Here is a 12,873-nt window from a genome sequence, read left to right on the forward strand (position 1 = left end):
TCGGCGGCGCACTGGCCGACGATCCAGGACGGTGCCGGACGGTCGCAGTCGGTGGCTACACCACTACGGCCGTGCTCGCCGCGCTGATCGGCGTGACCACCTCGGCGGTCCAGGCGGGGGCGATGCGCGGTGTGGTGTGGGCGGCCCAGGGACTGCGTGTATCGGCCCGCAATGCCCTGCTCGCCGACATCGTGCCCGCCGCCTACGGCTTCGAGTGGACGATGGACAACCTCGGGGCGATTGTGGGCCCGCTGCTGGCGCTCGGCCTGCTGTCGCTGGTCAGTGTGCGTACCGCGATGCTGCTGTCGGTCGTTCCCGGGCTGCTCGCCTCCGTGCAGGCGGTGGGGAACATCGCCGCCAGCGTTGTCGCCGGACTCCTCTACACCGTGGCCTCACCCACGCTCGCGTTCAGCTACCTCGCAGTCTGGATGGTGCTCGCGCTCACCGCGCTCCTGTGGGCAACGCGAAACACCGCAGTACATGGCGACCAATAGGGGAATAGTTACCCACGGTGAGTGTTCGCCGTGGCGCCGCGCCGTTCGGTGGGGATGTTCTGTTCTTTGCTATTGGGGTGGGCTGAACACGGTGGCGAGGGCGGCGAGTGCTTCGGGTACGGCGCGGTAGTAGGCCCAGACGCCGCGTTTGTCGCGGGTGATCAGGCCGGCGTCGACGAGGACTTTGAGGTGGTGGCTGATGGTGGGTTGGGTGAGGCCGAGGGGTTCGGTGAGTTCGCAGACGCAGGCTTCGCCGCCGTCCCGTGCGTAGATCATCGACAGAAGTCGTAGCCGGGCGGGGACGGCGATGGCCTTGAGGACGGCGACCAGCTTGTCGGCTTCCTCGGCGGACAGTGGTGCGCGGGCCAGCGGGGTGCAGCAGGCGGCGATCGTCTCCGCGAGGCTGGACGAGTGGTCGCCCGTGGTCTCGGTGACGGGGAGGGTCGCCGGTGGGGAGGTGGTCGCCATGCCTCCAGCATGCCTCAGCTATTGACAGCCGTCTATGTATGCGTCCATCGTCGGCTCGACAGGCATAGACCGATGTCGATGTGAAGGTGGTTGTGATGGCCAGGGTGCAGTTGGCACTGAACGTGTCCGACGTGGACGCGGCAGTGGAGTTCTACACGAAGCTGTTCGGGGTCGAGCCCGCGAAGCGCCGGCCGGGGTACGCGAACTTCGCCGTCGAGGTGCCGCCGTTGAAGCTGGTGCTGATCGAGAACCCGGACGCTCGTGGCACTGGGGTGGCGGGGGCGCTGAACCATCTCGGGGTGGAGATCGAGACCTCGGAGGAGGTGTCCGCCGCCGCGACCCGGTTGCAGGACTCGGGGCTGGTGACGGCGGTGGAGGAGAACACGGCCTGCTGCTATGCGTTGCAGGACAAGGTGTGGGTCGATGACCCGGACGGCGCGCCGTGGGAGATCTACACGGTGCTCGCCGACATCGCTGAGAGCACCGGCACGCAGCTGCGCACCGTCGAACCAGGTGACGGTCCGGGTTCCGCGTGTGATTGCGGGCCGGTCTGCGCCCCCAGGGTGACGATCGAACCGGCACCCGCCGGCGTTACCCGCTGACACCGGACGTGTCGGGCAACGGGGAGAGTCAGCCGCCGCTGGTGCGGCGGCTGGCCGCCGAAACGGTGGGCAGCATGCTGCTCGCCGCGCTGGTCATCGGGTCGGGGATCGCCGCGCAGCAGCTCAGCCCCGACCAGATCGGCCTGCAGTTGGTCGAGAACGCCGCGGCGACCGCCGCCGGTCTGTACGCGATCATCCTGATGCTCGGCCCGGTGTCCGGAGCGCACTTCAATCCCGTGGTCACGGCGGTCGATGCCGCGTTCGGGGGGCTGTCGCGGCGGGATGCCGCCGCCTACCTGCCCGCCCAGATCGCCGGCTGTATCGCGGGAGCGGTGCTGGCGAACCTGATGTTCGACCGGTCGGCGGTGTCGATCTCCACGCACCACCGGGCTTCGGGGCCACACCTGCTAGCTGAGGTCGTCGCGACCGCCGGCCTCATCCTCCTGATCTTCGCGCTGGTGCGTTCCGAGCGGGGTGAACGGGCCCCGGCCGCGGTCGGCGCCTACATCGGCGCGGCGTACTGGTTCACCAGCTCCACCAGTTTCGCGAACCCGGCGATCAGCGTCGGGCGGATCTTCTCCGACACCTTCGCCGGGATCGCCCCCGCCTCCGTACCGGCGTTCATCGCCGTCCAGGCCGCCGGCGGGCTGGTCGGGTACGGGCTGGTCCGGCTGTTCTACCCACCGACCCCGACCACCCCGGCGCAGGCCGCCCAGGTCCTGCTCCCGCACACCGACACCGCCGCGCCGAACGGCACCGCCCATCCACATCTTTCTGGAGGGATCCCATGACCATCCCCGACATCCCGATCGACTCCAGAGACTGGTCCGGTCTGGAGCCGGCGACCGCGCGAGCACTGCACTCCGCGGCGGCACGGCTGGCCTACGACCACGACACCACCTTCGACGCCGCGGAAGTCCGTGATGTGCCCGCCGCCGCCGCCGACGATGACGACGTCATCACCATGGGCTGCGGGGACCGCTGACCCTCACGCCGCGGCCCGACCCGGCCGCGCAGGCTCACCTGGTAACGAAAGGACCTGCCCGTGTCCGAGAAGCCCTCGGTCCTGTTCGTCTGCGTCCATAACGCCGGCCGTTCCCAGATGGCCGCCGGCTGGCTCACCCACCTCGCCGCCGGGAAGATCGAGGTCCGTTCCGCCGGCTCCATGCCCGCAGAGCAGATCAACCCGACCGCTGTCGCCGCGATGCGCGAAGTCGGTATCGACATCACCGCTGAAACCCCGAAGATCCTCACCGTCGAGGCCGTCCAAGCCTCCGATGTGGTCATCACCATGGGCTGCGGCGACGCCTGCCCCGTCTTCCCCGGCACCCGCTACGAGGACTGGAAACTCGATGACCCTGCCGGGCAGGGCATCGACGCGGTCCGCCCGATCCGTGATGACATCCGTGCCCGGGTCGAGGAGCTGATCGGCGAACTCCTGCCCGCCGGTACCTGACACCGAGTGCCCGGTCAGCCCGGCGACCGCGTCAGGCCGACACGGTCGCCGGCTCGCGCTGACCGTTGCGCGCCTGCTCGGCCCGGAGCTGGTCGACCCGGGGGGTGCCGGTGTGCTGCGCGACATAGGTACCGGCCGCGATCGCGGCGACGACCGGCCATTCGATCACTTCGGTGACGGCCAGCAGCCCCAGCCCCACGTAGTAGGCGGTCTTCCCCGGCGGTGGCAGTGTCATCGGGCCCAGGTGCATCGGTTCCCCCGACGGGTGGGGGATCTCGAACCGCGCATTGAGGAACGGCAGCCGCAGCGTCGCCGAGTGGGTCTCGTGCCGCTCCTTCGCGTCCGCCCCCATCTGCTCGACCGGTGACTGTGCGGCCCGCTGGCCGTCCTGGTCCTGCGTCCGCCTGCGGCTCGTCGTCCCCCTGCCGCTCGTGCGGGCCCGCGACGGACTACTCATCCTGCTCATCATGGTTCCTCCTCACCTCGGACGACGGCAATAGCATCCCCCGGGTGGGAGCTCGGCAAAATCGACCGCTCCCCTCGATGTCCCGCTCGGCGTCATCCTGCTCCGCGACCGGCCGGTGCCGGGACGGGGCCGGCCGCGCTTGTCCGGACTGCCGCCCGGGGAACACGGGCGAGGCCGTGGAGGATCTGGGTCAAGTCGGCGCGAGCCAGGACGGGCCGTTCGGTACGCCGCTGTAGCAGGCGTTCGGTACGCCGCTGTAGCAGGAACGAGAGCAGCGTCGCGACAGCGGACGCGGCGACGGCGATCGTCCATCCGGCCGTGCCGAGTGGGGTGCAACCGAAGAAGTGGCTCAACCCGGGCGCCTGCACGACGGCGGCCAGGACGACCGCCGAGACCAGGCTGCTGAGGATCACCATGCGACTGCGCCCGCCAACGAGCAGGGTCTGGCCGAGCTGGGAGCCGACGAGCGCCGCGAGCCCGACCGTGTCGGCGCGCCGGCGCCGCCCGGTGAGGCGGGCGGCGATCCAGGCACCCGCGGCGGCCAGGGTCGTCGCGGTCGCCCTCACCGCGATCTCTGCGTTGAGGGGGCTGCCCAGGGACCGTTCAGGCCCCTCGCCCAGGAGCCGGCCGGCCGCCTCCGGATCCGGTGGGCGCAGCGCCACCGCCAGTCCGGGGGCGAGGTCGGTGAGCAGATTGACGAGCAGCAACTGCCGGGCGGACAGCGGTGAGCGTCCCGTGGCCAGCGAGCCGAGAAGGGTGAAGGCGATCTCGCCGAGGTTGCCGCCGACGAAGATGCCCAGCGCCTTGCGGACCGAGGCCCACATCGACCGGCCCTCGACGAGCACGGCGAGGATGGCGTCCAGCCGGTTCTCCGTGATGATCACGTCGGCCGCGGCCCGCGCCGCCGGGGTCCCCCGTTTACCCAGCGCGATGCCCACGTCCGCGAGCCGGATGGCGGGCGCGTCGTTGTCACCGTCACCTGTCATCGCGACGGTCCTGCCCAGCCGCTGGAAGGCCTCGATCACCCGGACCTTGTGCGCCGGTGTGCCGCGGGCGACGACGGCCACCAGCGGCAGCATGGCGTCGAGTTCCGCGTCGGCCATGGCATCGAGTTCCGCGCCGGTCACCACCTGCGCATCGCCGTCAAGCACCCCGAGCTCCGCGGCGATCGTCCGCGCGGTGCTCGGATGGTCGCCGGTGATCATTATGATCTGCACGCCCGCGGCGCGCAGCTGGTCGAGGGACGGGGTCGCGGTGTCCCGGACCGGGTCGGACAGCGCGAGGAACCCGAGGAACGCGAGGCCCGCGACGTCGTCGTCGGCCAGCTGCCGGCGCGCCGCGGGGCCCGTGGCCGCCACCCGGCGCTCGGCGACGGCAAGCACCCGGTAGCCCGCGGCGGCGAGGCGGTGGTGTTCCCGAGCCAGACGTGCCTGGCCACGGACGTCGAGCGGCTGGGTGCGGCGGCTGGTCCGGCGATGGGTGCAGCGGGGCAGCACCACCTCGGGTGCTCCCTTGACGCTGAGCAACGTGGCGGCGCCAAGCTGGCCCAGGCAGGCGTGGTAGCTGCGGCTCGGGTCGAACGGCAGGGCGGTCAACGGCGACCATTCCCGCCCGTCGGGTGCCCGGCCCACGCCCGCGGCGGCGGCGCCCTTCACGACCGCCCGGTCGGTCGGGTGCGGCAGCTTGCGATGCTGGTCGTCCGGGGTGGCGCGCAGGCCGACGGCCACCACCTGATGCCCGGTCTCGTCGAGGTCCGCCAGCGGACAGGAACGGGAGCCGTCCGACACCGCGGTCAGCCGGATCTTTCCCTTGGTGAGGGTCCCGGTCTTGTCGAAGCACAGCACGTCCACCCGGCCGAGCGTCTCGATGGTGCGTGGGTTGCGTACGAGCGCGCCCCGCCCGGCCAACCGTCGGGCGGAGGAGAGCTGGGCGGCCGTGGCGAGGAAGGGCAGCCCCTCGGGGACCGCCGCGACGGCCAGCGCCACTCCGGCACTCAGCGTGTTCCGGATCGGGAGGCCGCGTACCAGCCCGGACAGCAGCAACGTCCCGGCCGCGCCGAGTGCGACCGGGATGGTGAGGTCCGTGATCGCCGCGAGCCGGGCCTGCACACCCACCGGTCTCGCCGGCTCGGCGGCCGCGGCCAGGCCCCGCCCCGCCTCGGTGGCGGTGCCGGTAGCCACCACCAGGGCGGTGGCGCGCCCGGCGGCCACGGTCGTGCCCTGGAAGACCATGCAGGTCCGCTCCGCCAGGTCCCGGGCGGCGACCGGCTTCGGCGACTTCGCCACCGGGAGCGATTCGCCGGTCAGCGACGACTCGTCCACCTCGAGTGCCTCGGTGGACAGCAGGCGGCAGTCGGCGGGGATGACGTCGCCCGGCCCCAGCGTGAGCACATCCCCGGCCACCAGATCGTCCGCGGTCAGCTCCACGTCCGCACCGTCCCGCCGCACCAGAGCTGGGATGGCCGAGACGGCGAAGAGACGAGCCAGCGCCCGGTCGGCGCGCAGCCGCTGCACCGCCCCGATGAGCGCGGAGCCGACCGCGACGCTGACGACGAGCCCGGAGTCGAGGACCGATCCGGTGGAGGCGGACAGCGCGGCGCCGCCGAGCAGGACCGGGGTGAGCGGGTTTGCCAGTTCCGCGGCGAACGCCCGGGCCAGGCCGGGGGCGTTCACGGACACGGACGTCTCGCCGACCTGCCGCTGGGCGACCTGGCCGGCGGAGAGCCCTCGCCGGGTGCTGCCGAGCCGGTCCAGGCATGCCTCGGGCGGCAGCACATGCCATGGGATATGCGGGATCGTCGGGGGCACCGGCCTGCGGCCCAGCTCACGCGCCGCCCAGGCGCCTTCCCCCAGAGCGGCCGCGGCCGCAACCGTCACCATGAGCTGGGCGCGGGCCGCCAGCGCCTCGCCGGCCCCGGTCAGCGCGACCAGGGCGGCGGTCCCCGTGCCCAGCTCCGCCAGGCGCACCGCGTGTCGGCTGACCCGGGACGCCACACCGGCAGCCTCGACCACGAGGCCCGCGGCGAGGAGGTCGTTGCCGACCAGCACATGAGCCCCCCACGCCGGCGATCCGTCCGGCCCGGCTACGCCCACCCCGCAGTCCGCGCAGCCGACCGCTGCCCGCTGCCCGGACACGACGAGTACACCGCCGCGCTCCGCCTGCAAACCACGGACGGTCGCCACCAGCCGGGTGCCCCCCGGGGCATGCTGGAACCCGGCCCACCCGTCCCAGGGGGTCCGCCCGCTCGGCTCACCCTCCGGGCCGCCGGCCACGAACACGGCGCAGCCGGAACGGCGGCAGGCGGCCAGGAACTGCTCGCTGGCCTCCACACGCTCGGGCACCAGCCCGACGAGCGCCATCAACCTGGTGCCGTGCGCGAGGCCGAGCACGGTAACCGCCCCTGCCGCGGCCAGCCGGCGCCGCTCCCGCACCCCGGTGCGGCCCCGGATGGCCAACCGTTCCACCGGGCCGAGCGTCCAGCCGTCCCGGCTCACGCGGGCAGTGGTGTCGGCGGGACGAAACAGCGCGTGGGAGCGGACGGCCACCTCGCTCGGGTCGGCGCCAGGCAACGACACGATGTCACCGATGGTGTGCTGGCCGCTGACCAGGACGTCGTGATCGACGATGACGGTGTCGACGCGGTCGAGCAACCGCAGTGCGGCTGGGGACATCACCTGCGCGCCGCGTCGGGCGAGCACGCGGGTCAGCTGGAGGGCGAATCCCTCGCGGCCGAGCCGGGTCGAGCGGGGCAGCGCGGTGAGGGCGAGAGCAGCCGCCCGGCGCGGGGCGCGGGTGAGGCCGGCCGCGGCCGCACCGGCCGCCAGCCCGCCGAGCACGGCGACATCCGCATAGTGCTCGATCGGGCCGGCCGGCAGCGGTCGCGGCCGTTCGACGACCACCGGTCGCGCCCCGGCCCATTCGGGGCGGCCCAGCAGTTCGTCCGCCACGGCCGCGAACGCATCCCGGCGGGCGCGTGCCGCGTCGAGGGCCAGGAGTCGGTAGGCGACGTCGGTACCGAGGCTGGCATATCCCTGAGTCAGGCCGAGGGCGGCCGCGTTGGCCACCGCGAGGGCGAGGTCGGCGTTGTCCTGGCCAAGGACCCGTTCCAGCTGACAGCGCAGCCGGGGCTGGGTGTCGACGAGCGTGACCAGCGAGGCGAGCTCGGCGGGGAGCGACGCCCACCGGCTGAGCCGACCCGCCGACGCCAGTGCCAGCGCCGCCGCGTCGGCGGCCAGGGCCATCCCCGACCGGCGGACCGGTCCGGTGAAGCCGCCGGGCAGCAGGTCAACGCTCGGCTCGGTCATCACCCCCTCCACCTGCCTCACGGCGGCGGCCAGCTCGTCCGCGGTGGGCGCGGAATCGACCAGGCCGATCAGGATGCGCTTCAGCGGCGCGTTCACCCGGGCCCAGGCGACCCCCGGATGACGCCCGAGCGCCTCTTCCAGCGCCCGGCAGCGGGTCTCGCCCTCCGGCCCGGAGGCTCCGCGTACCTCGAAGCTCGCCATTCGGCCGGCGACGCGGTCGCGCCGGCCGGGTTCCGTGCGCGGTTCGAACCGGTCGAACAGGGGCGGGGTGAGGGTGTGGAGGACGGCGGCCGGCAGATGCCATACCGATCGACTGCCCGGAATGCGCATCCACGGACCCCCTCGTCAGGCCGATGCCACGTCAGCCCTCCGTTCCGCGAGGGCATCCCCTCGAGATGTCGCTACCCGAATCCGGGTGGATGCTAACCACGCGTCACCGCCAAGGGGCGCAGCCCGACACCTCACAGCCCGACGCCTCCCGGCGAGCCGCACGCTGTCTGCCGTGGTCTTGCGGGGATGGGGGCCGGCTGCCCGTTAGGGTGATTCCAGATGGTTGCGCCGGAATGTGGGGTTGTGCACGGTGACCGATGCCGATGCCGATGCCGGGGCCGGGGCGTCCAGCGCGAGGCGGTGGTTCACGCCTGTGACGGAACAGCTCACCCCGGCCGATCTGAAGATCGATGTTTCGCACTCGGCTCGGGTGTACGACTATTTCCTGGGTGGTAAGGACAACTTCCCGGCTGACCGGGAGGCCGCCGAGCAGACGCTGGCCATCTTCCCGGACATGCGGACCGGGGCGCGTGAGAACCGGGCGTTCCTGCACCGCGCGACCCGGAAACTCGTCAGGGAGCTGGGGCTGCGGCAGTTCCTCGACATCGGCACCGGCATCCCGACCTCGCCGAACCTGCACGAGGTCGCGCAGGAGGCCGCCGCGGACGCCCGGATCGTCTACGCCGACAACGATCCGATCGTGCTGGCGCAGTTTCAGGCGCCTCACCAGCATCTTTAGGTGGTCGGGGCGACCTCCAGTCCGCACCCTGGTTGCACACGTCGCACGGTTCGGAAGTGGAGTCTACGGAAGCGATGTACGGAGTGTGATCGTCTAGCGACTCGCTAGATGTGACGGTGCGTGACGGCGAACGTTCATCGCCTGATCATCACGAGAAAGCCCGCAAGGGGCGTGATCGGCCGACTACACAATCCGGCCAACTGCGAAGAGCCCCAAAAACTTGACCCATCCTTCGCAGCTTCGCCGGCCCAAGCCCTCTAGTCCGAGGTGGTGGCGTCGGCGGGTTTGCGGGTGGATCGGAGTTGGCCACCGGTGACCTCGGCGGGCAGTGCGAAGCTGTAGCGGCCGTGGCTTAGTCGCGGTCACGGGCTCATCGTACGGTTGCCTTCACAGAAGGTCCCTTCTGTGAAGGCAACCGGCGTTCATTCTGGAGCTTGGCATTTGACTGAAGATCTTTGCAAAAACTAGCTGAAAGGCTTGGTCGGAGCGCCATGGTTGCCCGCCAGTCCATCTGGAGCGTTCAGCTGTTGCGCCAGATCTGGAGGGTGTACTGCCACCTGCCGCGGTTGTCTCCGACGTTGTCGTCATTTATCTGGATTAGCATCCGAACGGGCAGATTCGGGGTGGCCCAGCACGCAGTGGTGTTGAGTTCCCTCATTGGGTGAGGGTTCCATGGATTGGGGTCCGTGCCGCTTGCTACCCAGCCGCCGGGGTTGTTGTTCATCCGGAAGTAGTTGGCGTACTTGGAGAATCCGGGGAACGGGTAGCCAGCGGTCGCTGGCTCGAACTTGCCGTCAATGGTATACCACTCGCCCCACCATGAAATTCCGACCATGGTATCGGTGGTCCACGAGTTGTAGACGACCAGGTGGAGTGCGTCGCCTGGGTTAAGGCCGTTGGGTGGATTCGAACCGTCCGGGTAGCTCAACCCGGAGAAGTTGCCCCACTGGCTTATGTCCAGCGACTCCGTGGGCGCCTGGTGTGCTTGACATTTCTGCATCCCGGTCAAGCCGGCATGTGCGGGTGCGGGCGCTACCACCGTGGCGATCACGCAGACGAACACGGCGATGAACGCGAGAGTTTGGTGACGGTGTCGCGATTTCGCGCGGATCACTGGCGCATTCCTTTCATTGGCTTCCACTGGACAATCATGATGCGCGGCGATGCCGAAGTCGCCAAATTTATTCGGTTAGACCTTAGAAGGAGTCCATGACGTCGGGTAGGCCGACGAAGTTCCCGTTTGCGGGCGTGATTGAGGCGTTGCTGCGTACGGCACGAGCGTTGAGCGGGGTGCCGAAGTCGCGGCAGTCGAAGCTGCTGGAGTTCTCAGCCCGGCAGCCGCGGGGCGGTAGTGCAACCGCGCAGGCATCGGGTGGGCAGTCACTGTTTCCGATGTCGCCTGCCCGGCGGTTCAGGTAGGCGTTCTGAATGGTGATCGTGCGAGCCGGCCGGGACGCGACCAGGCGGATAGCCCTACCTACCTACCGGGCGATGGAACGAAAGGTCAGATATCCAGCCTCCGCCGCCGCGAGCGGCAATGCTCTGCCGTCCATAGTGATCACCCAAGCCTACGTGAGTGTATGCGGCGCATCGGACGGTGTCGTCAAGGAATGGGAAGCGCGCCGGTGGCAGCAGCACCGGGCTGACGAGCAGTCCAGGGCGACAGACCGGGACGACGGGCCGGGGGAGCCCGCTGCGAAGACGCGCACCATCGCTGAGCCCCTCGTGGACGACGACCCGCGACGGGTGGGCTGGTTCGAGCTAGTCGGCCGGATCGGGACCGGGGCGATGGGCCTAGTGTAGCTGGGTCCACGATCCGCCTGTGTCCGTCATGCCCGGCCCACCGCCGTGGCCAATGACCAGGCGGTAGGGCTGGCGCCCGGGATGACGCGGGTGCAGTACGGCCGAGGTCTGGAGTATCCCCCGGCAGCACGAGCCGACCTCGCCTGCTGTCAAAAAGTTTGACAACAACACCGGTTTTCCGTTCCGTTCCTACCGGGACCCCGCCATCGCTCACCGGATGGCTTCAGGTGACGCCGTCCGCGAGCGCTGCCTGGACTTCACGTGGAGGAAGGGAGACGGGACGAGGCGAGGCACTCGGCGGCGGTACCGGTCGTAGTCGGCGGGAAAGGCCTGGCGCATTATCCGCTCCTCCGAACGGATCTTGATATTCAGCGTGACAACGGCAACCAGAAACACCGCCAGCAGCCAGGCCTGCCGGGTTGTTGCCGCGGTGCACAACGCCATTCCCAGGACGCCAGTGTAGATCGGGTGGCGGATCATCGCGTATGGTCCGCTGGTTCGCAGGACGTGGTCTCGTCGCACGCAGGGTGCCGGGGTCCACATGGTGCCGAGTGAGAATCTGGCCCATGTGGTGAACGCGGCGCACAGAGGAAGGGCGCAGAGCGCGATGGTGCTGAGCCATTCCTCCGCCGGAAGGCCGATCTGCCGATGGGCCAGCTCGGTCACGATCCACGCCGTCGCGGCGAGTGGGCCGAGCAGGCGCAGGATCTTCGGCCGGGATCGCGCCAGCACCCGAGGCGCCCGCCGCCGGTTGAACGCCGCTCCGGTGAGCCACACCAGTGTCACGAGCCCCCAGCAGATCACTACGACAATCGTTGTCCATCGGCCGCTCATCCAGGGTTCCCCTGTCCGTAGGTGCGCCCGGCGGTCGTCGACCGCCGGGCGCTCGGGTCATTCACGGGTTGTCACGTCCACAGAAAAACGGCCAGTCCGATGGCGAGTGCGACCAGAAACATTTTCCTCCCTCTTTCTTCAGACGAGATGGACGGGGTCTGGGCGAGGTCTAGCTGATGAAAGCTCCGACGACTCCGACGAAGATGACCGCGGAGATCAGGAAGATGCTGAAGACGTCGAACATGCCGGCGATCCTTTCGGGTAGGTTTGTCAGAATGAATCGGCGACCAGCGGCAGGGTGGTGAACTGCCCGTTACCGAAGGTCAGGGATCCTGTGCTGCGCACCGAACGGGCGTTCAGATTGATGCCGGAGAACGGTGTGCCGATGGCGTAGTCCCGGCAGTCGATACTGCTGGCGTTCTCGATGCGGCAGTCCCTGGGTGCCGGTGGCACCCAGCACCGTCCGGTCATCGAGCCGAACACGGGACAGTCGGTGTTGCCGGCCTCGCCGGCGCGGCGTGCGCTGTACTCGTTGTGCACGCTGATCATCCGGGCTGGCCGTTCGACCCAGCTGCCATTCTCGAAATGCTCGACCCTGACCGACGAGCCGGCGTCCGACCCGAAGATCGTGTAGTCGTGCACGAAGGCGGTGAAGGTCGCCCGCCAGTAGCCGCTCACGGAACAGCGCACGACCTGTTTGGGTATGCCCCTGTCCGACGGCAGCCCGCCGACCGCCCGGCACGGCGGAGGAATGTCAGGCGCAACTCGGGACGCGGCCTGGGCGTTGTCCGCCCACGCCTGGCTGCGGGTCTGCGGGGTCACGCAGACGTGGTCGCCGGGAACCGCCTCACGCCACACCCAGCCCTGGCGGCAGGTGTCCGGACCGTACGGGCCGCCTGCCGGTTCACGCCGGTTGGCCGCCTGGGCGTTGTCCGCCCACGTCTGGTTGCGGGTCTGCGGGGTCACGCAGACGTGGTCGCCGGGAACCGCCTCACGCCACACCCAGCCCTGGCGGCAGGTGTCCGGACCGTACTCGCCCGCAGATGCCGGCGGAGCGGGCCCGAGAATCGCGGTCACTACAATGGCCGCCGCGAGCGCGGCAAGCCAGCCGAACAGTCGTGGCATGTGGAACCTCCGCTTCTTTCACGGCACCCGCGATGGCGGGCGCATCACATGTACTCGGAAAATCCGGGGAGTCTGCCGGCCGAAACCATCAGCTCGTCACCACGGCCCGCCAACGACGCCGGTGTCGCGCCGCGGAGGTCCGACACATCTCGCGAACGGCGGGTCGCGACTCGTCGACGACATCAGGGAGTCCTTTCGGCGGGGGCTTCGGAGTGGATGGTTCGACCTTGCCGCCAGACGGTTGCAGCGGAGCAGCTTGCCGGCTGCGGCGTCCCGCAACTTCGAGTCAACCCAGCTGCAGCCGATTGGCAG

11 protein-coding genes and 1 pseudogene are annotated in these 12,873 nt (G+C 70.1%); 6 read left to right on the plus strand and 6 right to left on the minus strand.

The features are described from left to right. The first annotated feature begins 92 nt into the window (after window positions 1-92). On the plus strand, window positions 93-494 hold the full coding sequence (locus FRANEAN1_RS02705; RefSeq protein WP_347176960.1) for a hypothetical protein: 402 nt from the start codon (window positions 93-95) through the stop codon (window positions 492-494). 69 nt (window positions 495-563) lie between these two features. On the opposite strand, the gene FRANEAN1_RS02710 is transcribed toward FRANEAN1_RS02705, so the two are convergent. Beyond that, window positions 564-962 (minus strand): metalloregulator ArsR/SmtB family transcription factor, encoded by a 399-nt coding sequence (locus tag FRANEAN1_RS02710; RefSeq protein ID WP_020458215.1) that lies wholly within the window; start codon window positions 960-962, stop codon window positions 564-566. Between the two features lie 95 nt (window positions 963-1,057). Between FRANEAN1_RS02710 and FRANEAN1_RS02715 the strand changes: the two genes are divergently transcribed. Genes FRANEAN1_RS02715 through FRANEAN1_RS02730 form a run of 4 tightly spaced genes read left to right on the plus strand, consistent with a single transcriptional unit; the run spans window position 1,058 to window position 3,020 of the window. Next, entirely contained in the window at window positions 1,058-1,564 is a 507-nt protein-coding gene (locus FRANEAN1_RS02715; RefSeq protein ID WP_020458216.1) for an ArsI/CadI family heavy metal resistance metalloenzyme, read from the plus strand. An 8-nt stretch (window positions 1,565-1,572) separates the two neighbouring features. Beyond that, window positions 1,573-2,355: an MIP/aquaporin family protein gene (locus FRANEAN1_RS02720; protein WP_020458217.1), complete on the plus strand. Its 783-nt coding sequence runs from the start codon at window positions 1,573-1,575 to the stop codon at window positions 2,353-2,355. After that, window positions 2,352-2,549, plus strand: a complete 198-nt coding sequence (locus FRANEAN1_RS02725) for a hypothetical protein (RefSeq protein WP_041253637.1) — start codon at window positions 2,352-2,354, stop codon at window positions 2,547-2,549. The genes FRANEAN1_RS02720 and FRANEAN1_RS02725 overlap by 4 nt, the downstream gene beginning before the upstream one ends. A 60-nt stretch (window positions 2,550-2,609) precedes the next feature. Further along, a complete protein-coding gene (locus tag FRANEAN1_RS02730) occupies window positions 2,610-3,020 on the plus strand; it encodes an arsenate reductase ArsC (protein ID WP_020458218.1) in 411 nt (136 codons plus the stop codon). A gap of 31 nt (window positions 3,021-3,051) precedes the next feature. Here the strand turns inward: FRANEAN1_RS02730 and FRANEAN1_RS41995 are convergent, their stop codons facing one another. After that, window positions 3,052-3,477, minus strand: coding sequence for a hypothetical protein (locus FRANEAN1_RS41995; protein ID WP_198145449.1), 426 nt, complete (start codon window positions 3,475-3,477; stop codon window positions 3,052-3,054). A gap of 101 nt (window positions 3,478-3,578) precedes the next feature. Beyond that, window positions 3,579-8,120 carry an HAD-IC family P-type ATPase gene (locus FRANEAN1_RS02740; RefSeq protein WP_020458220.1) on the minus strand — a complete coding sequence of 1,514 codons (4,542 nt, stop codon included), beginning with the start codon at window positions 8,118-8,120 and terminating at the stop codon, window positions 3,579-3,581. Window positions 8,121-8,433: 313 nt separating this feature from the next. On the opposite strand from FRANEAN1_RS02740, the pseudogene FRANEAN1_RS02745 reads away from it, so the two are divergent. Further along, window positions 8,434-8,769: pseudogene (locus tag FRANEAN1_RS02745) on the plus strand (SAM-dependent methyltransferase); the annotation flags it as partial. A gap of 550 nt (window positions 8,770-9,319) precedes the next feature. On the opposite strand, the gene FRANEAN1_RS40670 reads toward FRANEAN1_RS02745, so the two are convergent. The 3 genes from FRANEAN1_RS40670 to FRANEAN1_RS36760 all read right to left on the minus strand — a co-directional run bounded on the left by FRANEAN1_RS40670 (window position 9,320) and on the right by FRANEAN1_RS36760 (window position 12,561). Then, window positions 9,320-9,940, minus strand: coding sequence for a hypothetical protein (locus FRANEAN1_RS40670; protein ID WP_198145450.1), 621 nt, complete (start codon window positions 9,938-9,940; stop codon window positions 9,320-9,322). 872 nt (window positions 9,941-10,812) lie between these two features. Further along, complete coding sequence (locus FRANEAN1_RS36755; protein WP_020458223.1) at window positions 10,813-11,436, minus strand: isoprenylcysteine carboxylmethyltransferase family protein; 624 nt, start codon at window positions 11,434-11,436, stop codon at window positions 10,813-10,815. A gap of 270 nt (window positions 11,437-11,706) precedes the next feature. Next, window positions 11,707-12,561, minus strand: a complete 855-nt coding sequence (locus FRANEAN1_RS36760) for a hypothetical protein (protein WP_020458224.1) — start codon at window positions 12,559-12,561, stop codon at window positions 11,707-11,709. Between the last annotated feature and the right edge of the window lie 312 nt (window positions 12,562-12,873).

The organism is Parafrankia sp. EAN1pec, assembly GCF_000018005.1.
GTDB classification, from domain to species: domain Bacteria; phylum Actinomycetota; class Actinomycetes; order Frankiales; family Frankiaceae; genus Parafrankia; species Parafrankia soli.